This is a genomic window from Candidatus Dormiibacterota bacterium, from assembly GCA_036495095.1.
In the GTDB taxonomy this organism is placed as follows: domain Bacteria; phylum Chloroflexota; class Dormibacteria; order Aeolococcales; family Aeolococcaceae; genus CF-96.
Genome location: DASXNK010000087.1, coordinates 18,664 through 39,994, shown reverse-complemented (window position 1 = coordinate 39,994; position 21,331 = coordinate 18,664). Strand labels below are relative to the sequence as shown.

22 protein-coding genes are annotated in these 21,331 nt (G+C 73.0%); 13 read left to right on the top strand and 9 right to left on the bottom strand.

Translation table 11 applies throughout. The features are described from left to right. Positions 1-58: 58 nt before the first annotated feature. Positions 59-610 (top strand): hypothetical protein, encoded by a 552-nt coding sequence (locus VGL20_09390; protein HEY2703890.1) that lies wholly within the window; start codon positions 59-61, stop codon positions 608-610. Positions 611-634: 24 nt separating this feature from the next. On the opposite strand, the gene VGL20_09385 is transcribed toward VGL20_09390, so the two are convergent. Next, positions 635-1,528 carry a DMT family transporter gene (locus tag VGL20_09385; protein ID HEY2703889.1) on the bottom strand — a complete coding sequence of 298 codons (894 nt, stop codon included), beginning with the start codon at positions 1,526-1,528 and terminating at the stop codon, positions 635-637. A gap of 7 nt (positions 1,529-1,535) precedes the next feature. Continuing rightward, on the bottom strand, positions 1,536-2,087 hold the full coding sequence (gene hpt / locus VGL20_09380) for a hypoxanthine phosphoribosyltransferase (GenBank protein ID HEY2703888.1): 552 nt from the start codon (positions 2,085-2,087) through the stop codon (positions 1,536-1,538). Between the two features lie 92 nt (positions 2,088-2,179). On the opposite strand from hpt, the gene VGL20_09375 reads away from it, so the two are divergent. Next, complete coding sequence (locus tag VGL20_09375; GenBank protein ID HEY2703887.1) at positions 2,180-2,773, top strand: hypothetical protein; 594 nt, start codon at positions 2,180-2,182, stop codon at positions 2,771-2,773. Beyond that, complete coding sequence (locus tag VGL20_09370; GenBank protein ID HEY2703886.1) at positions 2,773-3,711, top strand: DMT family transporter; 939 nt, start codon at positions 2,773-2,775, stop codon at positions 3,709-3,711. Before VGL20_09375 ends, VGL20_09370 begins: the two co-directional genes overlap by 1 nt. Here VGL20_09370 and VGL20_09365 read toward each other — a convergent pair. Then, on the bottom strand, positions 3,675-5,651 hold the full coding sequence (locus VGL20_09365) for an ABC-F family ATP-binding cassette domain-containing protein (GenBank protein HEY2703885.1): 1,977 nt from the start codon (positions 5,649-5,651) through the stop codon (positions 3,675-3,677). The genes VGL20_09370 and VGL20_09365 overlap by 37 nt on opposite strands. Then, a complete protein-coding gene (locus VGL20_09360; protein HEY2703884.1) occupies positions 5,651-7,462 on the bottom strand; it encodes a hypothetical protein in 1,812 nt (603 codons plus the stop codon). The genes VGL20_09365 and VGL20_09360 overlap by 1 nt, the downstream gene beginning before the upstream one ends. Before the next feature lie 115 nt (positions 7,463-7,577). Here VGL20_09360 and VGL20_09355 point away from each other — a divergent pair, with 115 nt between their 5' ends. Beyond that, a complete protein-coding gene (locus VGL20_09355) occupies positions 7,578-8,519 on the top strand; it encodes a carbohydrate kinase family protein (protein HEY2703883.1) in 942 nt (313 codons plus the stop codon). Between the two features lie 71 nt (positions 8,520-8,590). Further along, on the top strand, positions 8,591-9,769 hold the full coding sequence (locus tag VGL20_09350; GenBank protein HEY2703882.1) for an acetyl-CoA C-acetyltransferase: 1,179 nt from the start codon (positions 8,591-8,593) through the stop codon (positions 9,767-9,769). 30 nt (positions 9,770-9,799) lie between these two features. On the opposite strand, the gene VGL20_09345 is transcribed toward VGL20_09350, so the two are convergent. Further along, positions 9,800-9,922, bottom strand: a complete 123-nt coding sequence (locus tag VGL20_09345) for a hypothetical protein (protein HEY2703881.1) — start codon at positions 9,920-9,922, stop codon at positions 9,800-9,802. Positions 9,923-10,068: 146 nt separating this feature from the next. On the opposite strand from VGL20_09345, the gene VGL20_09340 reads away from it, so the two are divergent. After that, on the top strand, positions 10,069-10,884 hold the full coding sequence (locus VGL20_09340) for a FadR/GntR family transcriptional regulator (GenBank protein HEY2703880.1): 816 nt from the start codon (positions 10,069-10,071) through the stop codon (positions 10,882-10,884). A 44-nt stretch (positions 10,885-10,928) separates the two neighbouring features. Beyond that, entirely contained in the window at positions 10,929-12,167 is a 1,239-nt protein-coding gene (locus tag VGL20_09335; GenBank protein HEY2703879.1) for a hypothetical protein, read from the top strand. Between the two features lie 39 nt (positions 12,168-12,206). On the opposite strand, the gene VGL20_09330 is transcribed toward VGL20_09335, so the two are convergent. Next, positions 12,207-13,058, bottom strand: coding sequence for a PIG-L family deacetylase (locus VGL20_09330; protein ID HEY2703878.1), 852 nt, complete (start codon positions 13,056-13,058; stop codon positions 12,207-12,209). 11 nt (positions 13,059-13,069) lie between these two features. Then, the gene (locus VGL20_09325) at positions 13,070-13,549 is read right to left on the bottom strand and encodes a peptidylprolyl isomerase (protein ID HEY2703877.1); all 480 of its coding nucleotides are present in this window, start codon (positions 13,547-13,549) and stop codon (positions 13,070-13,072) included. Between the two features lie 90 nt (positions 13,550-13,639). On the opposite strand from VGL20_09325, the gene VGL20_09320 reads away from it, so the two are divergent. From VGL20_09320 to VGL20_09300, 5 genes are all read left to right on the top strand, one after another. Continuing rightward, positions 13,640-14,956, top strand: a complete 1,317-nt coding sequence (locus tag VGL20_09320; GenBank protein HEY2703876.1) for a peptidoglycan DD-metalloendopeptidase family protein — start codon at positions 13,640-13,642, stop codon at positions 14,954-14,956. Between the two features lie 104 nt (positions 14,957-15,060). After that, positions 15,061-15,825, top strand: coding sequence for an electron transfer flavoprotein subunit beta/FixA family protein (locus VGL20_09315; protein HEY2703875.1), 765 nt, complete (start codon positions 15,061-15,063; stop codon positions 15,823-15,825). Between the two features lie 3 nt (positions 15,826-15,828). After that, positions 15,829-16,803 carry an electron transfer flavoprotein subunit alpha/FixB family protein gene (locus VGL20_09310; protein HEY2703874.1) on the top strand — a complete coding sequence of 325 codons (975 nt, stop codon included), beginning with the start codon at positions 15,829-15,831 and terminating at the stop codon, positions 16,801-16,803. Positions 16,804-16,888: 85 nt separating this feature from the next. Beyond that, complete coding sequence (locus tag VGL20_09305; protein HEY2703873.1) at positions 16,889-18,547, top strand: ATP-binding protein; 1,659 nt, start codon at positions 16,889-16,891, stop codon at positions 18,545-18,547. Beyond that, positions 18,544-19,245: a response regulator transcription factor gene (locus tag VGL20_09300; GenBank protein HEY2703872.1), complete on the top strand. Its 702-nt coding sequence runs from the start codon at positions 18,544-18,546 to the stop codon at positions 19,243-19,245. The genes VGL20_09305 and VGL20_09300 overlap by 4 nt, the downstream gene beginning before the upstream one ends. A gap of 2 nt (positions 19,246-19,247) precedes the next feature. On the opposite strand, the gene VGL20_09295 is transcribed toward VGL20_09300, so the two are convergent. Together VGL20_09295 and VGL20_09290 are read right to left on the bottom strand one after the other, a co-directional pair. Then, positions 19,248-19,631, bottom strand: coding sequence for a PaaI family thioesterase (locus tag VGL20_09295; protein HEY2703871.1), 384 nt, complete (start codon positions 19,629-19,631; stop codon positions 19,248-19,250). 53 nt (positions 19,632-19,684) lie between these two features. Then, entirely contained in the window at positions 19,685-20,467 is a 783-nt protein-coding gene (locus VGL20_09290; protein HEY2703870.1) for a CHAP domain-containing protein, read from the bottom strand. 632 nt (positions 20,468-21,099) lie between these two features. Here VGL20_09290 and VGL20_09285 point away from each other — a divergent pair. Beyond that, the gene (locus VGL20_09285; GenBank protein HEY2703869.1) at positions 21,100-21,294 is read left to right on the top strand and encodes a hypothetical protein; all 195 of its coding nucleotides are present in this window, start codon (positions 21,100-21,102) and stop codon (positions 21,292-21,294) included. The last annotated feature ends 37 nt before the right edge of the window (positions 21,295-21,331 follow it).

Below are 21,331 nucleotides of genomic sequence, written 5' to 3'. Positions count from 1 at the left end.
GGCCCGGGAGTCGTGCAACGCGGCACATCGACCGCGGCACGCCCACTGGGGTCAGACCATGAGCGGTACCGAGCGTGTGGACCTGCGGAAGTTGATCGACCGGCTCTCGCCCGGGGAGATGGTGATCGGGGCCGCCTCCCTGGCCGTCCTGGTCGGCCTCCTCCTCGACTGGCAGTCCGCCTCCTGCAGCGGCCTCGCCTGCGGCGGGCTGGGCTCCGCGGGGGAGAGCGGATTCCACGGTTGGGGCTGGCTGACCTTCATCGCCCTGATCGGCGTCGCCGGCCTGCTGGTGGCGCGGCGCTTCCTCGCCGAGCAGGTCACGCTGCCCGCTCTGCCCGCGCCCGACGCGGTGCTGCTGATGGCGGGAGGCGGGCTCCAGGTCCTCGGGGTCCTCCTCTTCTGGGTCGAGTACCACGGCAACTTCGGGAGCCTGGGCACCGGGGTGGCGAGCTACTCCGTCGGGCTCGGCCTCGGCTGGTTCGTGGCGCTGGTCGGGGGCGTGGCGACGGTGGCCGGCGGCTACCTCACGATGCGCAACGCCCAGCCCGTGGCGGCGCAGCCCTCGTTCTCGCCGCCGCCGGCGGCGCCGATCCCGCCCGCCGCCGGCTGAGCCGCCGGTGCCGAGGCGGCGGCGCTACTGCGCCGCCGCCTCGTCGGCGATCGACACCGGGGAGGGCTCGGTCAGGGCGAAGCCGAGCCCGAGGAGCACCGCCACCCCGCCGGCGATCGCGTTCCCGGGCGGCCGCTCGCCGAGGAAGGGGATCGCCAGCAGCGCCGTGATCGGCGCCTCGCCGAGGAAGGCGAGGCTCACCACCACGGCGCGGAGGTGGCGCAGCGTCCAGTTGAAGACGGTGTGTCCGAGCACGGTGCAGACCACCGCCAGCCCGGCGCAGGCGAGCACCGTCCGCGGCCGGGGGACCACCGCGCTCCCGCTCAGCGGCGCCACCAGCAGCGCCACCGCCGCCACCACCAGGTACACCGGCACCGAGTAGCCGGCTGCGCCGTAGCGGGACCGAACCCGCCGGCCGACCAGCAGGTAGCCGGCGAAGGTCGCCGCACCGGCGATGGCGAGGAGGTCGCCGCCCAGCGCCTCGCCGCTGACCCGGAGGTCGCCGGTGGCGGTGATCACCGTCCCGACCAGGGCGAGGCCGAGCCCGGCGACGAGCCGCGGCGAGACCGCCTCGCCGAGCAGCCGCCGTCCCAGCACCGCCACCAGCACCGGGTGGAGCGAGACCAGGAGCACGCTCGAGGCAACCGAGGTGTGGCGCAGCGACGCCGTCCAGCAGAGGAAGTGGGCGGCGAGGAGGACGCCGCTCAGGGTGACCACCATCCAGTCGCCGGCGGAGCGGGGGAGGGCGCCGGACCGGAGGTCGCGGAGCGCGAGGGGGAGGAGCAGGAGGACGGTGATCGCCATCCGCACCCAGACGATGGTGGCAGGGCCGTCGGGGGCGAGCCGGTTGAAGATCGCCGAGAAGGAGACCGCGACGGTGGCCATGACCAGCGCGGCGGGGGCCAGCCGCCCGGCCACGCCGGGGTCAGGGATGGTCGAGGGCATGCACGCCGGGCAGGTTGCGGAAGCGCTCGTCGAGGTCGAGCCCGTAGCCGACGACGAACTCGTCGGCGAGGACGAAGCCGCGGAAGTCGATCCGCACCGGCCGCCGGCGCCGGCCGGGCTTGTCGAGGAGCGCCACCAGGCGCAGCGACGCCGGCCGGTGGCGCTCGACGTGCTCGTAGAGGAAGGAGGTGGTGAGGCCGGTGTCGATCACGTCCTCGACCATGAGGACGTGGCGGCCGCCGAGCGGGGTGGTCACGTCCTTGACCAGCTGGACGGTGCCGGAGCTCTCCGTGCCCGCGCCGTAGGAGCGCACCGCGATCGCGTCGATCTCGAGGGCGACGGAGAGCGCCCGGGCCAGGTCGGCGGTGAAGAAGAGCGAGCCCTTGAGCACGCAGAGCAGCACCACCGGGCTGTCCGCGTCCGCGTAGGCGGCGTCGATCTCGGCGGCGAGCTCGGCGATGCGGGCGGCGATCTGCTCCGGCGACACCAGCTGCCGCCCCGGCCGCCCGCCGCCCGCCTCCAGGGGATCCACGGGGCCACTGTCGCTCAGCCACCGCGCCGGCCGCAAATCGTGCCCGGCCCGTGCCACCTCGACCGTGCGGCACCCGTAGGATGGGTCCCCGGATGCAACCAGCAGCGCGCCGCCGCCTCCTCCTCCTCGGCCTCCTGGCGCTCTCCACCCTCCTCGCCCTCGTCCCGGTGCGGGTGCTCGGCTACGACAAGGTGGATCGCCAGCAGCCGCAGACCGCCGGGACGGCGCTCGCCTACTACATCCGCGAGGCCAACTCGCAGGATGCGCCCCAGCCGGGTCGCACCGTGACCATGCGGGTGCAGTCGGCCCCCGGCACCGGCGCCACGGTGGCCGCCGCGGACGCCAGCCGGCACCCGGTCGGGCCCCAGGGCACCCAGGCCTCGACCAAGTCCGGGAGCGACGGGCTCGCCTACTTCGCCATCGAGCTCAGCCCCACCCCCGGGGAGAACCAGTTCGTCTGGGACGACGGCGTCTTCACCGGCCTGGTGGTGGTGGTCGGCACCCCCGCGCCCGCGGGGACGCATCCGCCCCCGGTGGCGGCGAAGCCGGCCCCGTCGCAGGGGCCGACGGGGGTGCTCGGCGTGCTCCTCGCCGCCCTCATCGCCACCGTGGTGGCGGCGGCGGTCACCGTCTTCGTCGGCGGGCTGGTCTTCCTGAGCGGGGTGCGCCCCTTCCGCCTCAGCTGATGTCGGCCGGCGACGCGGTTCGCCTGCTCAGCCTCGCCGCCCTCTGGGGCGCCAGCTTCCTCTTCATCCGGGTGGCGGTGCTCGAGGTACCGCCGGTGGGCGTGGTCGAGGTCCGGCTCGCCCTCGGCGCCCTCGCCGTCGCCCTCTACGCGGTGGTGACCGGGCAGCGCCGGGCGCTCGCCGGGCTCCGCCGTCCCGCGGCCGCCCTGGTCGGGCTGGTCAGCGCCGCCCTGCCCTACCTCTGCCTCGCCTGGGGTGAGACCCGGGTCGCCAGCGGCGTCGCCGCCATCTGCAATGCCGCAGCCCCGTTGTGCTCGGCGCTGCTCGCGCTCTGCCTCCCGCATCGCTCCGAGACCGAGCGGCTGACCCCGGCGCGGGCCGCGGGCCTGGCGGTGGGGATCGGCGGGGTCGTCGCCCTGGTGCTCATCGAGGGCCTCGGCGGCCAGGTCGACCTGCTCGGCCTCGCCGTGCTGCTCTGCGCGCCCGTCCTCTACGGCATCGGCGCCCTGCTCGGCCGCCGGGTCTTCGCCGGCGAGCCCGCGCTGGTGCCGGCGATCAGCGCCAACGGCCTCGCGGCCCTGCTCGTCCTCCCCTTCGCCCTCGCCGCCGGCCGCCCCGCCCATGCCGTGAGCACCCAGGCGGTGCTCTCACTGATCGCGCTCGGGGTGGGCGGCACCGGGATCGCCTACGTCCTCTACTACCGGCTGCTCAGCAGCCTCGGGGCCACCGGGGCGCTCACCGTCACCTACCTGCTCCCCGGCTTCGCCCTCGTCTACGGCGCCGTGTTCCTCGGCGAGCCGGTTCGCCCGGCGGCGGTGCTGGCACTGGTGCTCATCCTCGCCGGGACGGCGCTCACCAACCGGGGGCGACGCGGTGGCGGTGCCTCGCCGGTGGTGCCGGTTCAGGTCGAGCCGGCCAGCTCCGACCAGCGCTCGTAGAGCTCGGCGAGGGCGCCCTCGAGCCGGTCGTGCTCGCGGCCGGCCTCGGCGCCGGTGGCGGGGTCGGCGAAGGTGGCGGGGTCGGCCAGCCGCCGCCGCACCTCGGCGAGGTCGGCCTCGACCCCGGCGATGTCGTCCTCGAGCCGCCGCACCTCGGCGGCCCGGGCCCGGCCGCGCGCCCGCTCGCGCCGCTCACCATCGGGGCGCTCACGCGCCCGTTCACCGGGGCCCTCGCCGGTGCCGCCTCCACCCTCGCCGCCGCCGCCCGCGACCGGGGCGGGGGCGCGCCGGGGCGGGGCCGGCGCCGCCGCGGCGGCGGTGGCGGCGGCGCGGCGGGCGCGGAGCAGGTCGGAGTAGCCGCCGAGCACCTCGCGGACCGTCGCGGGGCCGCCGCCGGCGGCCTCGACCGACCACACCCGGGTGGCGATGGCGTCGATCAGGGCGCGGTCGTGGCTGACCAGCACCACCGCCCCGGGATAGCCCTGGAGCGCCTCCTCGAGCACCTCCTGGGCGGGGATGTCGAGGTGGTTGGTGGGCTCGTCGAGGAGCAGCAGGTTGGTGGGGTCGAGGGCGAGCCGGCCGAGCGCGAGGCGGGCGCGCTCGCCGCCGCTCAGGGTGGAGACCGGGGAGAAGACCTCGTCGCCGTTGAAGAGCAGGCTGCCGAGCACGGTGCGTCCCCGCTCCTCGCCGATGGGGTGGTCGGCGAGCAGCTCGTCGAGCACGGTGCGGCCGGTGTCCTCGACGTCGGGCTGGGCCTCCTCCTGCCGGTGCAGGCGCATCCGCAGCCGTGCCCCGCGGGTCACCGTGCCCGCCACCGGCTCGAGCTCGCCCGCGAGGGTGTGGAGCAGGGTGCTCTTGCCGCTGCCGTTGGCGCCCACGATGGCGACCCGGTCGCCGGGGCCGAGCACGGCGCGGTCGAGCCGGGCGATGCCCCGGCCCTGCCGCCCGGCCACCAGGTCGGTGGCCCGCAGCAGCACGTTCGACCCCGGCGAGGACGTGAAGCGCAGCCGCGGGCGCGCGTCCTCGACCGGGCGGGCGACCCGCTCGAGGCGGTCGAGCTTGAGCTGCCGCCCCCGCGCCTCGCGGGCGCGCTGCCCCGCCTTGTAGCGGCGGATGAACTCCTCCTGGTGGTTGACGTGGTCCTGCTGCTCCTCCCACTCCTTGCGCCGGCGGGCCCGGCGCTCCACCCGCAGCCGGACGTAGGCGGAGTAGTTGCCCGGGTACTCCTCGGTGACGCCGTGGGCGATCTCCAGAACCCCGGTGCAGACCCCGTCCAGGAAGCGCCGGTCGTGGGAGACGACGACGATCGCCGCGGGCACCCCGCGCAGGAACTCCTCGACCCACTCGATGGCGGCGAGGTCGAGGTGGTTGGTGGGCTCGTCGAGGAGGATGAGGTCGGCGTCCTGGAGGAGCAGCTTGGCCATCTCCAGCCGCCGGACCTGGCCGCCGCTCAGCGCTCGCGGATGGCGGCGCTGGGCCTCGGCGTCGAGGCCGAGCCCGCCCAGCGCGGCCCGGGCACGGGCCTCGAGGTCGTAGCCCCCGAGCGCCTCGTAGGTGTGCTGCGCCTCGCCGTAGCGGGCCATCAGCGCCTCGAGGTCGCCCGGGTCCGCCGCGGAGAGCCGCTGCTCGAGCTCCGCCATCTCCGACTGCAGGGCGGCGACGTCCTGGCGCGAGGCCATCACCTCGGCGAGCACGGTCGGCGCCGAGGGCGGCGGCGACTGCTGGGTGAGGTGGGCCATGCGCATCCGCCGGTCGCGCTCGACCCGGCCGGCGGAGGGCGGGGCGGTGCCGGCGATCACCTCGAGCAGCGACGTCTTCCCCGCCCCGTTGGCGCCGACGATGGCGAGCCGGTCGCGGGGCTCGATGCGCAGGTCGAGGCCGCTGAAGACGGTGGTGGCCCCGAAGGCGACGCTGACGCCGCCGAGGGTGATGAGCGACATCAGCCCTGCTGGGGCCGGTGGGTCGACCGGGTCACCGCCGGCTCGCCGTCGCCGAGGGCGCCCTCGAGGCGCAGCACCCGGCGGATGATCGCCACCGAGGACGCGTACGTCGAGTCCATCCCGTGGTACGAGAGCCCCCGGGCGCCGAGGGTGCGCGCCTGGGTGAAGGGGGTGTCCGAGGCGTAGTGGATGACCCCGAAGTCGATCGGCAGCTTGGAGAAGTTCACCGGCTCGTTGGTCGGATATCGGCCCGACTCGCTGAGCTCGTACATCGCCGCGCAGTAGGGCCCGGCCTCCATCTCGACGACGGTGAAGGCCTCGCGGTAGTAGAAGTCGAGGTGGCCGCGGTTCTGCAGGAAGGTGCCCTTGACGGTCACCGCGCGCTGGTTGTCGAGGCCGCTGCCGAAGCGCAGGAAGGGGGCGATGTCGTTGACGCCGAACGCGTTGTCGAGCCAGAAGGTGTTGCCGCTGTGCTCGTCGTGGACGACGCTGGAGAGCATCACGTCGCCGACGTCGGCGTTGAGCGTCGCCGCCTTGCCCAGGGTGTAGACGCCGCGCAGCTCGCCGACGGTCTCGGCGATCTCGCGCAGGATGTTGTACGCGGCCTGTCCCAGCGGGTAGTCGATGTTGACCACCACCGCCGGGCTGCGCCCCAGCGCCGCGGCGTCGACCGGGAGCAGCCGGGGGTCGAGCCGGGCGGTGTCGAGGCGGTCGAGCACGATGACCTGGGCGGCGACGTCGAGGGCGGTGTCGCCGACCACGTGGAAGATGCCGAGCCGCCGCTCCTCCTCGCGCCGCTGCACCTGTTCGGGGTGGTCCTGGGGGAGGGAGCGGAAGTAGAGCCGCGCCGCGTAGTAGAGGAAGTTCGACCAGTCGCCCTCGGCGGTGCCGGCGCGGAAGCGGCGCAGCTCGTCGCGCATCTCCGCAGGGCCCTGCTGGTCGATGAAGTCCACCAGCTGCTGCTGGCGCTGGGCGGCGGCGCCGCTGACCAGGTTGACCACCGAGTGGGAGTTGCTGCTCACGAAGTAGACGGGGCGGTCGGCGACCCCCTGCTCGCGGAGCAGCGCCAGCACCGGCGCCCACCAGCGCCGGGTCACCCGCGCCGACCCCACCTGGGTGCCGCCGAGCGTTCGCACCCGCAGCGACAGCCGCCGCCCGGCCACCTGGGCGAGGTGGTCGCGGAAGCCGTCGGCCCAGACCTCCATCAGCTGCGCCCAGTCCTCCTCCCGGCCCCCGAGGGCGGCAGCGCACTCGGCCGCCGACGGGGACGCCCCGGCGGCGCCGGGCACTCCGCCCGCCCGCAGCCGCTGGTGGAGCTTGTTCCACTCGATCTGGAAGGCCACCAGGGTGGGCACGAGGTCGTCGACGTCGGAGGCGCTGGCCACCAGCACCGCCAGGGTCGAGGCGCCGTCGTGATACCAGCGGCGCCGCCGGCCGGGTGCGCCGGTCGCCGCCCAGGCGTCGAAGCTGTAGCCGTGGCGGGCGAAGACCTCGCTCGACTGGCCGAGCACCACCAGCGAGGTCTGGAGGATCTGCAGCGGCAGCCGCCGGCAGGCGTAGAGGAAGGCGCCGAGATCGAGCTCGGAGGAGGCGGCGAGCGGGTGGAGGCTGGAGCCCATCGCCCGGTGGGACGACTCCAGCACCCGCAGCCGGGTCTCGCCGCTGCTGCGGAGCAGGGTCGTGTAGGTGCGGTGGTAGAGCTCGACCGCCTCGGCGAGCGCGGCCGGCGCGACCCCCTCGGCGGGCTCGCCGGTGATCGTCGGGTGGCTCACCGCGGTGACGGCGGGGCGGAGAACTCGGTGGAGCGCCACCGTCCCATTGTGCCGCTACCATGCCCGACCACAGGGGGCAGGCGGTCAGCGACAAGGAGCTGATGGCCGGGGGGAGGCCCCCACCAGTGAGCGCGTCAGCGCTCAGAGGATCGAGATGCAGATCGCCGTCACCGGCTCGGTCGCCTTCGACACCATCATGGTCTTCCCGGGGCGCTTCGGCGAGCACATCCTCCCCGACAAGACCCACATCCTCAACGTCTCCTTCCTGGTCGACCGGCTGGAGCGGCGTCGCGGCGGGACCGCGGCGAACATCGCCTACACGCTGGCCCTGCTCGGCGAGCGCCCGCTGCTCTGCGCGGCCGTCGGCGACGACTTCGACGCCTATGGCGCGGCCCTCGAGGAGGCCGGCGTCGACACCTCGACGGCGCTGCGCTGCGACGACGTCGCCACCGCCTCCTGCTTCATCACCACCGACCTCGACGACAACCAGATCACCGCGTTCTTCCCGGGGGCGATGGCGCGGGCCGGGGCCATCGACCTGCGCCGCCCGGGCGCGGAGGTGGACACCGTGGTGGTCGCTCCCGACGCCCCCGATGCGATGGCGGCGCACATCGCCCAGGCGACCGAGCTCGGCCACCGCCTGGTCTTCGCGCCCGCCCAGCAGATCCCGTCGCTGAGCGAGGAGGCGCTGCGCACCGGGCTGGAGGCCGCCTGGATGGTGGTCGGCAACGACTACGAGCTCGAGATGCTCCGCAGCCGGACCGGCCTCGGCGTCGACGAGCTGCGCGAGCGCGGCGCCGTGGTGGCGGTGACCCTGGGCGGGCGGGGCAGCCGGCTGCACTCGGGCGACGGGGTGGTCGAGGTCCCGGTGGCGGCGGTGGACGAGGTGGTCGACCCCACCGGCGCCGGCGACGCCTATCTCGCCGGGCTGCTCGCCGGTCTCCGCCGCGGGCACGACCTCGGCCGCGCCGGGCGGATGGGCGCGCTCGCCGCCGCCTATGTCGTCGAGGTGCGCGGGCCCCAGGCGCACCACTTCTCCGCCGAGGCGTTCGCGGACCGCTACCGCTCCGCCTTCGCCGAGCTCCTGCCCGCCTGAGACGCGGCCCACGCCGTGGGTCGGGGACCCCGCGCTAGAGTGGAGACCGTCACCCAGCTCCGGAGATCACCATGGAAGACGCGGTCATCGTCAGCGCCTGTCGCACCCCCATCGGCACCATGGGCGGTGTCTTCATGGACGTGCCCGCGGTCCAGCTCGGGGGCATCGCCGTCGAGGAGGCGATCCGCCGTGCCGGCATCGACCCGGAGACGGTGGAGGAGGTGCTGATGGGCAATGTCCTCCAGGCCGGCCTCGGCCAGAACCCGGCGCGCCAGGCGGCGATCGGGGCCAGCCTGTCCACCGGCATCCCCTCGATGACCGTCAACAAGGTCTGCGGCTCGGGCCTCAAGACCGTCGCCCTCGCCGCCCAGGCGGTGCGCCTCGGCGACGCCGAGGTGGTGGTCGCGGGTGGCATGGAGAACATGACCCGCGCGCCCTACCTGATGGACAGCGGCCGCTACGGCTACCGGCTCGGCCACGGCCAGCTGGTCGACGTGATGATCCGTGACGGGCTCTGGTGCGCCTTCGACGACTGCCACATGGGCATCACCGCCGAGAACGTGGCCAGGGAGTTCGAGGTCAGCCGCGCCGACCAGGACGCCTTCTCCGCGGAGTCCCAGCGCAAGGCCGGCGAGGCGATGGCCAGCGGCCGCTTCAGGGACGAGATCGTCCCGGTCCCGGTGAAGAAGCGGAAGGAGACGGTCACCGTCGAGGTCGACGAGCACCCCCGGCCCCAGACCACCGCGGAGTCGCTGGCGGCGCTGCGGGCGGCCTTCGACAAGGCGGGCAGCGTGACCGCGGGCAACGCCAGCGGGATCAACGACGGCGCCGCCGCGGTGGTGGTGATGAGCGCGTCGCGGGCGAAGGCCGAGGGCCGCACCCCACTGGCGCGGATCCGCAGCTACGCCTCGGCCGGCGTGGAGCCGCGGATCATGGGCATGGGCCCGGTGCCCTCGGCCCGCCGCGCGATGGCGAAGGCCGGGGTCGAGGCGCGCGACATCGACCTCTTCGAGCTCAACGAGGCCTTCGCCGCCCAGTCGGTCGCGGTCGGCCGCGAGCTCGCGGTGCCCGAGGACCGGCTGAACGTGAACGGCGGCGCGATCGCCCTCGGCCATCCGATCGGTGCCAGCGGCACCCGGATCCTCACCACCCTGCTCCACGAGATGCAGAAGCGGGACGTTGTGCTGGGCCTCGCGGCGATGTGCATCGGCGGCGGCCAGGGAATCGCGATGATCGTGGAGCGCGCCTGACCTCGGAGCCTGCCGGGGCCGCGGCCCCGGTCAGTTCTGCCAGCTGATGCAGATCCCCGGCTGGTTGCCGGGACAGCCGCCGATGTGCAGCGAGCCGACGCTGGCCACGAACAGCAGGATCAGCACCAGGATCACGAGAGCTCCCAGGTTCACGTCCATTCCCTCCGGGTGGAAGTGGCGCGTTCTGCCGTGTCGACCGTCCGAGTGAGGGCCTCTAAGGTATTGAAAACATACTTTAGAAAGGTATTGAGGTCAAGCCAATTGACCACAGCTGGTGGGTTCGGTTATACCTGTGTCTCGTGCCCCGGGGACTGTCCGAACCGCCCATCCCGGACTGGCTGAAGGTCGCGCCCGGTGACGACCCCGACGGCGGGGTGGGGGCGGCCGAGGCGGCGAGCGACACCCCCATCGCCACCACCTCCGCGTACGAGCAGGTGGCTTTGCGGCTGCGCCAGCGGATCCGCCTGGGCCTGCTCCCCGCCGGCGAGCGGCTGCCCCCGGAGCGGGTCCTCGCCGAGCAGCTCGGGGTCTCGCGGGTCACCCTCCGCGACGCCCTCGGCATCCTCCAGGGCGAGGGGCTGATCGAGCGCAGGCGGGGCGCCGGTGGCGGCGCGGTGATCCTCGGGCAGCGGCGATCCGCGGTCGAGATGAGGGCCGAGCTGCAGCGGCAGACCGGCGCCTTCGACCGCATCCTCGAGCTGCGGATGGTGATCGAGCCCGGCGCCGCGCGGCTCGCCGCCGAGCGCCGCACCGACGACGACCTGCGCCGCCTCCAGCTGTCGATCGACGGGCTCGAACGCGCCGCGCTGCGGGGGCGGGAGGGGGTCGGCGAGTTCCACCGCGCCGACTCGATCTTCCACCTGACCATCGCCGCGGCGTCGCGCAACCCCTATCTCTACGAGGCGGTGGAGCGGGCCCGCAGCCGGCTCTTCACCCCGATGGCGGCGGTGGAGAAGCAGGAGCTGCAGCAGGACTCGGTCTCCGAGCACCGCGCCGTCCTCGAGGCCATCACCGACGGCGACGGCGCCCGGGCGGCGGCCACGATGGAGCACCATCTCCGCGAGGCCCAGCTCGCCCTCCACCGGCTGGTGGCGCCGGAGGCGGCGGCGAGCTAGCGCCGCGCGGGAACCGAACCGGCCCCGCCGCCGTCTTCACGACCATGACCACTCACCGCCTCCCCCCGCTGGCCGGCCTCCTGGCCGCCGCCGTCGTGATCGCCGGATGCGGGGGGCGCAGCTCCACCGCGCCGCCCTCCCGGATCCCCGCGCTCTCGGGCTCGGCGGCCGGCACCTCGGGAGCGATGGGGCTGCCCCAGCCGGCCATCCTGCCCGGCCGGGTCGAGTACCGGGTCGAGGGCGCGCTGCCCGCGCTCGCCGCCCACGCCACCGCCTACCGGCTGGCGGCGACGACCACCGACGACCGGGTGGGCCGCCTCGCCCGGGCGCTGGGGCTGGACGGCGCGGTCACGGGCGACAGCTCGGGATGGAGCGTGACCGGCTCCGGGTCGGTCCTCACGGTGCGGCGCAGCGCCGGCCTCCCCTGGACGCTGGCCCAGAGCGGCTCCTCGGGCATCAGCTCCTCGGGATGCGCGGTGGCCGTGCCCGGCGGCGTCAGCGCTCCGGGGAGCGCCCCCGGCAGCGCTCCGGCGGCTCCGCGCCCTCCGCTGAGCATCCCCCCGCCGGCCATCCCTCCCGTCCCCTGTCCGGTCCCCACCGCGGTGCCCGGCCTGCCCTCGCGGGCGGACGCCGAGCAGCGGGCGCGCACCGCCCTCACCGGCGCCGGCCTCGACCTCGGCGGCGCCACCGTCGCCAGCTCCGGGGGCGTCTCCGAGTGGTTCGTGAGCGTCTCCCCGGCGGTCGGCGGGGTCTCGGTGATCTCCTCCCCCTGGTCGGTGACGGTCGGCCCCCACGCCGCGCTGCTGGGTGCCTCGGGATGGCTCGCGGGCCCGGCAGGCGCCGGTGACTACCCGCTGGTCGGGGTGACCGCCGGGCTCGACCGGCTTCGCCAGGGGGGCGCCTGGACGCTTCGCGGCGGCCCCGGCCCGGTGCCGATGATGGGCGTCGGCAACGGCGCGACCGGGGTCTCGCAGGCGCTGCCGCCGGTGGCGGTCGCGCAGCCCACGAAGGGTCAGGTGGAGCCGGCGACGCCGCTGCCGGGGGCGCCGGTGCCCGCACCCTCCTCGGGCCCGCTCCCCCCGGTGCCCGGCCCCACCTCCTCCCCGGCGCCGCCGCCCGTGGTGGTCACCGTGACCGGCGTGCACCTCGGCCTCGGCTGGGGCTACCGCGCCGGCGGGACCGAGGCGTGGCTCGTCCCCGTGTACGTCTTCGAGCTCGGCGGCGGCGGCACCGTGCCGGTGATCGCGGTCTCCGCCGACCTCGCCAGCCCGGTCATCCCGTAGGTCCCCCTGCCCTGGGCGGCCGGGCTCCCGGCTACCCGGCTACCCGGCGATGCCGGCGAAGAGGTCGTCCTCGGGGGGGTGCACCGGCACCCGGGAGAGCGCCAGGGTGAAGTGCTCGGTGGGGAAGTGCTCGCGCAGCACCTCCTCGGGCATCCGCATCAGTGGGAACTCGGCGCTGATCTGGCTGCGGTGGGCGACCAGCGCCCGGCGCTTGACCCCCTGGAACTCGCCGCACTCGATCCGGGCGGTGATCAGCTCGTCGGGGGTGCCGAACTCGACGTTCTCCGGATTCTCGCCGAAGGGGCTCTCCATGCCCGCCCGCCTGGCCAGCTCGATGATCCTCACCACCGTGGAGCGGGCGAAGGCGGTGTAGTACAGCTTGGAGACCTGCCAGGGCGTGCCCACCTCGGGATAGACCCGTGGGTGCCCGGCGGCCTCGACCGCCAGCACGGTGGCCCGGTGGGCCTGGACATGGTCGGGATGGCCGTAGGCGCCGAACGCGTCATAGGTCACCACCACGTCGGGGCGGAACTCGCGAATGACCCCCACCAGCCGCCGCACGACGGTGTCGAGCGGGGTCATCCAGAAGGTGTCGGGGTCCCGGTTGCTGTCCGCCCCCTCCATCCCGGAGTCGTGGTAGCCGAGCCAGTGCAGCTCGCCGACGCCGAGGATGTCGAGGGCCGCCTGCAGCTCGGCGTGGCGCACCTCGCCCAGGCGCGGCCGCACCTCCTCCTCGACCATCGTGGGATCGACGATCGTCGCCAGCCGTCCGTCGGTGCAGCAGACGTTGGCGGTCCGCACCCCGCGGGAGGCGTAATGGGCGAGGGTGCCGCCCATGGTGATGGTCTCGTCATCGGCGTGGGCGTGGACGGCGAGCAGGCCGGGAGCCATCAGCGCGCCCGCTACGCCTCTCGGATCGTCACCGAGCGCATCACGTCGCCCTGGCGGATGCTGCCGACCACCTCCATCCCCTTCACCACCTGGCCGAAGAGGTTGTAGGACTTGCCCAGCTTGTGCCGGTCGTCCACGGTGCAGATGAAGAACTGCGAGCCGTTGGTGTTGGGGCCGGCGTTGGCCATTGCCAGCGCACCGGGGATGTACTCGCCCTGCACCGGCTCATCCTCGAAGCGATAGCCGGGACCGCCGCGTCCGGTTCCCTCGGGGCATCCGCCCTGGATGACGAAATCATCGACCACCCGGTGGAAGCTGAGCCCGTCGTAGAAGCCGTCGCGGGCGAGGAAGACGAAGTTGTTGACGGATTTGGGTGCGCGCGCAGCGTCCAGGGAGAGCACGATGTCGCCCCTGTCGGTTGCTATCGTTGCCTCATACTTGACCGACGGGTCGATCACCTGGGCCGGCGCGGAGTACTGCTTCTTCTGCATCGGCCGAGTGTACCGGGACGGCCCCGCAGGAAGGATTGGGAAGGCGGGCTCCGAATGAACGTCCACGCGCCGGGGGGGAGACGGCGGCGGATGGCGATCCCGATCGCGCTGATGCTCATGGCGCTGGGGGTGCCGGAGGTGTCGGCGCGCACCGCGCCGCCCCGGCCCCGGGCCACGCCCACCGCGGCGCCGACGCCGTCCGACCCGCTGGCGCAGCAGCTCCAGGACGCGATGCGGCGCCGGTCGTCGATCGATGCCACCAAGAAGAAGCTCAACGCCGGGGTGCAGGCCGCCCAGGACCAGCAGCAGAGCCTGGCCTCGCTGGTGACGGCGAACCGCAAGACGATCGCCGAGACGATCACCCAGATCGGCGCCTCCGAGCAGGCCTACCACGACGCCACCGTCCGCGAGGGCCGGGAACGGGTGCGTCAGGCGGAGTTCGAGCGGCAGGCCGTTGCCGACCGGGCGCTGCTCTCCGCCTTCGTGCGCAGCCGGTACGTGCACTCCGAGAGCTTCCTCGAGTACCTGGTGAACAGCGGGTCGTTCGGCGAGCTGCTCTCCCGGGCCGCCATCCTCAGCCACCTCACCGACCGTGGCACCGAGCTGGTGCGCAAGGTGCGCGAGGACCTCGGCGCCGCCGTGGCCGCGGCGGCGGCCGCGGCCGCCGACGCCGACGCCGCCCGGCAGGCCGCCGCCCGGCTGGCCGACCAGCAGCGCCAGCTCACCGCGCAGGTGGCCAAGGAGCAGGCGCTGATCGCCAGCCTGGGGAGCGGCATCAACGCCGCCAACGCCGAGATCGCCGCCGCCGACGCCCAGGACGCCGCCCTCGCCCAGTCGATCGCCGAGCTCCGTATCCAGGAGATCGACCGTGCCATCCTCGCCGCCGAGCAGGCCGCCTGGGACGAGGGCGAGTACTACTACAAGCACCACCTCTTCGTGGGCACGGCGCCCCCGCCGCCGCCCGGACAGGCGCGCTTCATCTGGCCGGTGCCGGGCTCGGAGATCAGCCAGTACTGGGGACCGTGCGGCTATCCCTTCGAGCCGCCGTACTTCGGATACCCCCACTTCCACACCGGCATCGACCTGGCCACCCCCTTCGGGCGTCCGGTCTACGCCGCCGCGGACGGCGTGGTGGTGGCCGCGTCGCGGAGCTCGGAGGGCTACGGCGACCACGTGATCATCGCCCACGACGCCCACACCTTCACCCTGTACGGGCACCTGCAGACCTTCGGCGTCCACCCCGGTGACCAGGTGAAGCAGGGGCAGCTGATCGGGCTGGTCGGCTCCTCCGGCAACTCCACCGGGCCGCACACCCACTTCGAGGTGCGCGTCGACCGCACCCCCACCGACCCCGCGCCCTACCTTCCGCCGCTGCCCCAGGGGGCCAAGGGCCCGCCGGCTCAATAGTCCCGAGGCCGTTGCGCAGAACCGATTCGGTAGAGTAGCGCCGCCGGTTTGGGAGCGCAGCAGGCCGCGTCCCGGGCCAGGGCGAGGAAAGCACGGGAGCGCTCATGAACGTCGTCGTCTGTGTCAAGCAGGTCCCCGATCCCAACTCGGTGGGCCAGCTCGACCCCACCACCCACAACCTCAGGCGCGACGGTGTCGAGGTGGTCCTCGATCCGGGCGACGAGTTCGGGATCGAGGCGGGGCTCCAGCTTGCCGAGGCCAATGGCGGCCAGGTCACGGTGGTGTCGATGGCGCCCGAGAAGGGGCTCGACGCGATCCGCAAGGCGCTCGCCATGGGTGCCGCGAAGGGGGTGCTGGTCAGCGACCCGTCGCTCGCCGGGGCCGACGCGCTGACCACCGCCAGGGTGCTCGCCGCGGCGATCGCGCGCGAGGGCTTCGACCTGGTGATCACGGCCACGGAGTCGACCGACGGCTACACCGGGGTGGTCCCGCAGGCGCTGGCCGAGTACCTCGGCGTCCCCGCGGTGACCTTCGCCAAGACGGTGGAGTGCGATGGCACCTCCCTGAAGGTGCGCCGCCAGACCGAGGCCGGATACGACAACGTCGAGGCGAGCCTGCCCGCGGTGGTCAGCGTCACCGCCGGAGTCAACGAGCCCCGCTACCCCTCGCTCAAGGGGATCATGGCCGCCAAGTCGAAGCCGGTCGACCGCCTCACCGTCGCCGACCTGGGCCTCGACGGGCTGGCGCCGGGACAGGCGATCGTCTCCGTCCAGGCCGCCGAGCAGCGCAAGGCGGGGGAGGTCGTGGAGGACGACGGCACCGCCGCCCACCGCGTCGTCGAGTTCCTCGCCGCCAAGAAGGTGATCTGAGCCATGGCACTGAACCGGGTCTGGGTCTTCGCCGAGGTCCTCGACGGACAGCCGATCACGCCCGCCCTCGAGCTGCTCACCCGGGCCCGCGCCCTGGGTGGCACCGTCGAGGCGGTGTGCCTCAGCCCCGAGGCCGGGTCGGCCGCGGCCGCGCTGGGCGACCACGGCGCCACCACCGTGTACGCGGGCACCGATCCCGGCTACACCGACCTGCTCCTCGGCGGGCCCGGCGCCGACGCCCTGGCCGCGCTGGCGGGCGAGCACTCGCCCGACCTCATCCTCTTCCCGACCACGTACACCAGCCGCGACGTGGCCGGCCGGCTCGCCGCCAAGCTCGACGTGCCGGTGATCTCCAACGGCCTGGACGTCAGCGTCGACGGCGGCATCAGCGTCGAGAGCTCGATCTTCGGTGCCAGCCAGAACGTCAGCACCCGGTTCGAGGGGAAGGGGCCCGCGCTCGTGCTGATCCGGCCCAAGTCGTTCGCAGCCGAGCCCTCCGGTGGCGGCGCCCCCACGATCGTCCCCGTCGAGGTGCCCATCGCCGACCGGCACCGGTCGGCGAGGGTGGTCGAGCGGGTGGTCGACAAGGCCACCGGCCCCAAGCTCGAGGAGGCGCCGATCGTCATCAGCGGCGGCCGCGGGCTCGGCGACCCCAAGAACTTCGCTCTGCTCGAGGAGTTCGCCTCCCTGGTGGGCGGGGCGGTCGGCGCCAGCCGCGCCGTGGTCGACGCGGGCTGGGTGCCCTACGCGATGCAGGTCGGCCAGACCGGCAAGACCGTGAAGCCCACCGTCTACATCGCCTGCGGCATCAGCGGGGCGATGCAGCACACCGTGGGGATGAAGGGGGCCAAGAACATCGTCGCGATCAACAAGGACGCCGAGGCCCCGATCTTCAAGCTCGCCGATCTGGGGATCGTCGGCGACGCCCTCAAGGTCATCGGCCAGGTCATCGAGGAGCTCAAGGCCCGCCCGGGCTGATTCGCGCCGCCGGAAACGAACCCGACCGGCGGTCTGTCCCCCCATGTCTGAATTCGGCAGAGTGTCGCTTATACTCGCCGGTCGGATGGATGACAAGGTAATAGTCGACCTGCTGGGTCAGGTGGGGAAGCTCTTCACCTCGTCGCTGGAGCTGAAGGAGACGATCGACTTCATGCTCAAGGCGACCTCCCAACTGGTCGCCTGCGACGCCGCCACGGTGTTCCTCGCCGATCCCGAGGGGCGCACGCTCGCGGCCATGGCCACCTTTCCCTATGTGGAGAGCGTGGGCCGGGTGGCCCGCTTCGACGTCGGCGAGGGCATCGTGGGCTGGGCGGTCAAGCATCGCACCACCGTGGCCGTCGACGACGCCACCAGGGACCAGCGCTTCAAGACCCTCGACCTCGCCTACGCCCCCCGCTCCACCCTGGTGATGCCGCTGGAGTCGCCCCGGCACCTGGTGGGCGCCCTCTGCCTGGCCCGGCGCACGGTCCAGCCCTTCACCAGCCTGGAGCAGGCGATGGTCGGGATCATCGCCAACCAGGCGGCGATCAGCATCGACAACGCCCGCCTCTACGCCCAGCAGAAGGAGCAGCTGGCCGAGATCGAGCTGCAGAAGCGCGAGGTCGAGGTGGCGAACACCCAGATCCGCGAGATCAGCCGCCACAAGAGCGAGTTCCTGGCCAACATGAGCCACGAGCTCCGCACCCCGCTGAACGCGATCCTGGGGTTCAGCGAGATCCTCAAGGACAACCTGGTCGGGAACCTCACCCCCCAGCAGCGGCAGGACTGCCTCGAGAACATCCACACCTCGGGCCGGCACCTGCTCGAGCTGGTGAACGACGTGCTCGACCTCAGCAAGGTCGAGGCGGGGCGGATGGAGCTCGCCTATGAGACCTTCGCGGTGTCCGCCGCGTTCCGCGAGGTGCGCAACGTCATCCGCTCGCTGAGCGAGCGCCGCGACCTCACCCTCAGCGACGACATCCAGCCCGCCGACCTGGAAGTTCGTGCCGACAAGAGCAAATTCAAGCAGGTGATGTACAACCTGCTGAGCAACGCCATCAAGTTCACTCCGGCGGGGGGCAAGGTCTGGGTGCACGCTCGCGCCAACGGTGCCGAGCTGATCGTGGAGGTGGGCGACACCGGGGTGGGGATCGCCGCCGAGCACCAGGAGCTGATCTTCACCGAGTTCTTCCAGGTCGACGGCGAGCCCACCCACCAGGTCCAGGGCACCGGCCTGGGGCTCTCCCTGACCCGCCGCCTGGTGCAGCTCCACGGCGGCACCATCAGCCTGGAGAGCGGGCGCGGCCACGGCTCGGTCTTCACCTTCCGCATCCCACTGCTCGGGGTCGACGGTGACAACGGGCACGCCCGCAACCGCATCCTGCTGATCGAGGACAATGCCAGCAACCGAGAATTGACCAGGATGGTCCTCAACGGCAATGGTTTCCGCGTCGATGTGGCCATCGACGGCAACGAGGGCCTGGAGAAGGCCCGCACGGAGCTCTACGATCTGGTGCTCATGGATGTCAAGCTTCCGGGACTGGATGGCATCACCCTGACCCGAATGCTCAAGTCCGACCCCAAGACGGCCAGGATCCCCGTGGTCGCCCTGTCCGCGCATGCCATGAAGGGCGACGAGCAGGAGGCTCTGGCCGCGGGCTGCGCCGCCTACATCACCAAGCCCATCGAAGTCGCACAATTCGTCCGTCGGATCTCGAGCTTCCTGGAGGCGGGGCGCGTATGAGCAGCAATGCGGGGAAGACCATCCTCATCGTCGAGGACGATCAGCCCAGCCGTGAGGTGGTCAGGCTCGCTTGCTCCGCCCAGAACCACACCCTGATCGAGGCCGGCAACGGCACCGAGGGGCTGGAGATGGCGCGGGAGAGCAGCCCCGACCTGGTGATCCTCGACGTGAACCTGCCCGGGATGAGCGGCCTCGACGTCTGCCGGCGGCTCCGCGCCGACGGCTCCCGGGTGCCGATCATCATGCTCACCGCCAAGGCCGACACCATCGACGTCGTGGTCGGGCTGGAGCTGGGCGCCGACGACTACGTCACCAAGCCCTTCGAGGTCCGCGAGCTCATGGCCCGCATCGGCGCCCACCTGCGCCGGGCGGAGATCACCCCCCAGGAGCAGCCCCGCGACCGGTTCGAGTTCACCGGCCTGATCATCGACCTCGGCCGCCGCCAGGTGTTCCGCGACGGCGAGGAGGTGCTCCTCACCCTCACGGAGTTCAACCTCCTCGCCCTGCTCGCCTCCCGCCCCGGCCAGGTCATGAGCCGTGGTGAGCTGCTCCGCCGGGTCTGGGGCTACGAGGTCGAGATCGAGACCCGCACCGTCGACGCCCACGTCTACCGGCTACGCCGCAAGATCGAGCCCGAGCCGGACAAGCCCACCTACATCCACAGCGTCCCCGGCATCGGCTACCGCTTCGCGGGCTGAGCCTACGCCGGCTTCGTCGGTCCATGGGGCAGATCCGACATCGGCTGCACCAGGAGCCGGACCCGGGAGACGGCGAGCTCACGACCGTCGGGGTCGCGCATGGTCACGTCCCAGCTCTGGGTGCGGCGGCCGGCCTGGCGGGGGAGGGCCTCGGCGTGGATCACGGTGCCCATCCGGGTGGCCCGCAGGAAGGAGGTGTGGTTGTCGAGGCCGACCACCGCGGTGCCGGGGACGCGGCTGGAGGCGTTGACCGAGGCCCCGATGCTGGCGATCGCCTCGGCGATGGCCGCATAGACGCCGCCGTGCACGATGCCGAAGGGCTGAAGGTGGTGCTCGTCGACGGTGAGGCGCGCGGTCACCCGGGTGGGGCTGATCTCGTCCAGCACCAGCCCGAGCGCTCGGTTGTGCCCCGAGCCGGTGAAGACGGAGGGGTCGATGCTCAGTAGATGAAGCCGATGAGGGGGATGCTGTTCACCGTCATGGTGCGTTCGTCGCGCACCCCCACGCCCTTCACGTTCATCTCCGAGACGACGAAGCTGCCGTCCGGGTTGACCCGCTCGACGTAGGCGACGTGGCCGTACCAGCTGCCCCACATCACCGCGATCGCGCCCTGCACCGGCACCTTGCCCTCGGGCCTGCCATAGGCACGGGCGTTGCTGAACCAGGTCCAGGCGTCGCCGTTCCAGGGCACGCTGCGCCTGGTCGACACGTAGTAGGTGCACTGCCCCCACGGGAACTTCGGGTTGACGCCGTGCGACGCCTGCGAGCTCGGCACCCCAGGCACCCCGGTGGGCAGCGGCACCACCGCGCTGGAGGGCACCGCGCCCGCCGGCGCCGCGGCCGCCGGCACCTGGATCCAGGTGTTGGTCGGCAGCGGGCTGTCGCTGTGGAGGCTGTTGTAGTCGAGGATCACCCGCGGGTCGAGGCGGAGCCGGCTGGCGAGGTGGCTGGGCAGCTCGCCGGGCTGCGCCTGCACCAGCGCGCCGGGCCCGGGAGGGAGCAGCAGCGGGGTGTCGGGCCGGGGCTGGGCCTGGTCGACCAGGCCGTTGGCCCACCGCATCGCGCCGGCGTCGGCGTGAAAGGATGCGGCCAGGCTCTGCAGGTTGTCGCCCGAGGACACCCTCACGGTCTGCGCCGGCCGCTCGTTGTCGATCACGGGGAGCGGAGGACGGACCACCGTGGCTCCGACCCGGGCGGCGCTGCCATCGACCTCCGCCCTCACCGACAGGGAGGGGAGGTGGGCTGCGGCCCTCGGAACCAGGAGGGGAATCGCCAGCGCTGCCACCGCTGCGCAGGCGTGGCGCAGGAGTCGATCACGCACCGGCAATAGGGTTCCCTTCAACGCTCAGGTTGATGGCCGCTTCCGGAAGGGGCCCGAGAGGAGGGCCTCCGGAGAAGTTGGCGGGAGGCTAGCAGAGCGCCGAATCGGGTGTCAAAGCGATGTGCGCTGTCCCGACCCGGTTCTTTGCCAGGTGTTAACGTGGCTTGTATGACATACGTACACTCATGTAAGTTGCTAGAGTCCACGCGCCTGAGTTCGGCTCGCCGCACCGCGCCCGCTCGGCGCAACCTGCCTGCTCGTCCACCTGGTGGCGGGGCCGGTGGTCACCGAGGCGCGGTCCCTGGCCGGCGAGGTGCCATCCAGGCGCGCTTCGTCCAGCTGCACCCGCTCATCGCCCTGCTCGCCCTCGTCTCCCACCCTCCGGTGGCCCGGCTCCGGGCCCGGGTGGCCGGCTCCGCCGCGAAACGCGGACGAGGGCAATTCATGACACCGGCGCTATCATGGCCTTGCTACAATGCCAACCAGGAAAAGCCCCCCGACACGGCGGGCGCAGCGCTTCTCAGGGAAGAGAGATGAGGAAGTACAAGCCGGTTGAGCTCCCCCTTCGCAACGTCCCCGGGGAATACGCCCAGATGCACGCCGTCTGTCCAAACTGTCAGAGTCGCGAGCCCTTCGTGATTGGGCGTCTGGGGCTGCGGCTCGTCTTCCGCTGCGACCAGTGCCGGGTGCGCTTCCACCGCACCCAGACGCTGTCCCGGGCGATCTGACCGGGGCGCCGTCGGCCGGCGAGGCCGTCGCGGAGCC

Coding starts and splice junctions, on each gene's coding strand:
- VGL20_09305 (HEY2703873.1), top strand. CDS start 16,889: ATGGATGACAAGGTAATAGTCGACCTGCTGGGTCAGGTGGGGAAGCTC.
- VGL20_09390 (HEY2703890.1), top strand. CDS start 59: ATGAGCGGTACCGAGCGTGTGGACCTGCGGAAGTTGATCGACCGGCTC.
- VGL20_09365 (HEY2703885.1), bottom strand. CDS start 5,651: ATGTCGCTCATCACCCTCGGCGGCGTCAGCGTCGCCTTCGGGGCCACC.
- VGL20_09325 (HEY2703877.1), bottom strand. CDS start 13,549: ATGCAGAAGAAGCAGTACTCCGCGCCGGCCCAGGTGATCGACCCGTCG.
- VGL20_09375 (HEY2703887.1), top strand. CDS start 2,180: ATGCAACCAGCAGCGCGCCGCCGCCTCCTCCTCCTCGGCCTCCTGGCG.
- VGL20_09330 (HEY2703878.1), bottom strand. CDS start 13,058: ATGGCTCCCGGCCTGCTCGCCGTCCACGCCCACGCCGATGACGAGACC.
- VGL20_09355 (HEY2703883.1), top strand. CDS start 7,578: ATGCAGATCGCCGTCACCGGCTCGGTCGCCTTCGACACCATCATGGTC.
- VGL20_09350 (HEY2703882.1), top strand. CDS start 8,591: ATGGAAGACGCGGTCATCGTCAGCGCCTGTCGCACCCCCATCGGCACC.
- VGL20_09320 (HEY2703876.1), top strand. CDS start 13,640: ATGGCGATCCCGATCGCGCTGATGCTCATGGCGCTGGGGGTGCCGGAG.
- VGL20_09310 (HEY2703874.1), top strand. CDS start 15,829: ATGGCACTGAACCGGGTCTGGGTCTTCGCCGAGGTCCTCGACGGACAG.
- VGL20_09300 (HEY2703872.1), top strand. CDS start 18,544: ATGAGCAGCAATGCGGGGAAGACCATCCTCATCGTCGAGGACGATCAG.
- VGL20_09285 (HEY2703869.1), top strand. CDS start 21,100: ATGAGGAAGTACAAGCCGGTTGAGCTCCCCCTTCGCAACGTCCCCGGG.
- VGL20_09335 (HEY2703879.1), top strand. CDS start 10,929: ATGACCACTCACCGCCTCCCCCCGCTGGCCGGCCTCCTGGCCGCCGCC.
- VGL20_09315 (HEY2703875.1), top strand. CDS start 15,061: ATGAACGTCGTCGTCTGTGTCAAGCAGGTCCCCGATCCCAACTCGGTG.
- VGL20_09370 (HEY2703886.1), top strand. CDS start 2,773: ATGTCGGCCGGCGACGCGGTTCGCCTGCTCAGCCTCGCCGCCCTCTGG.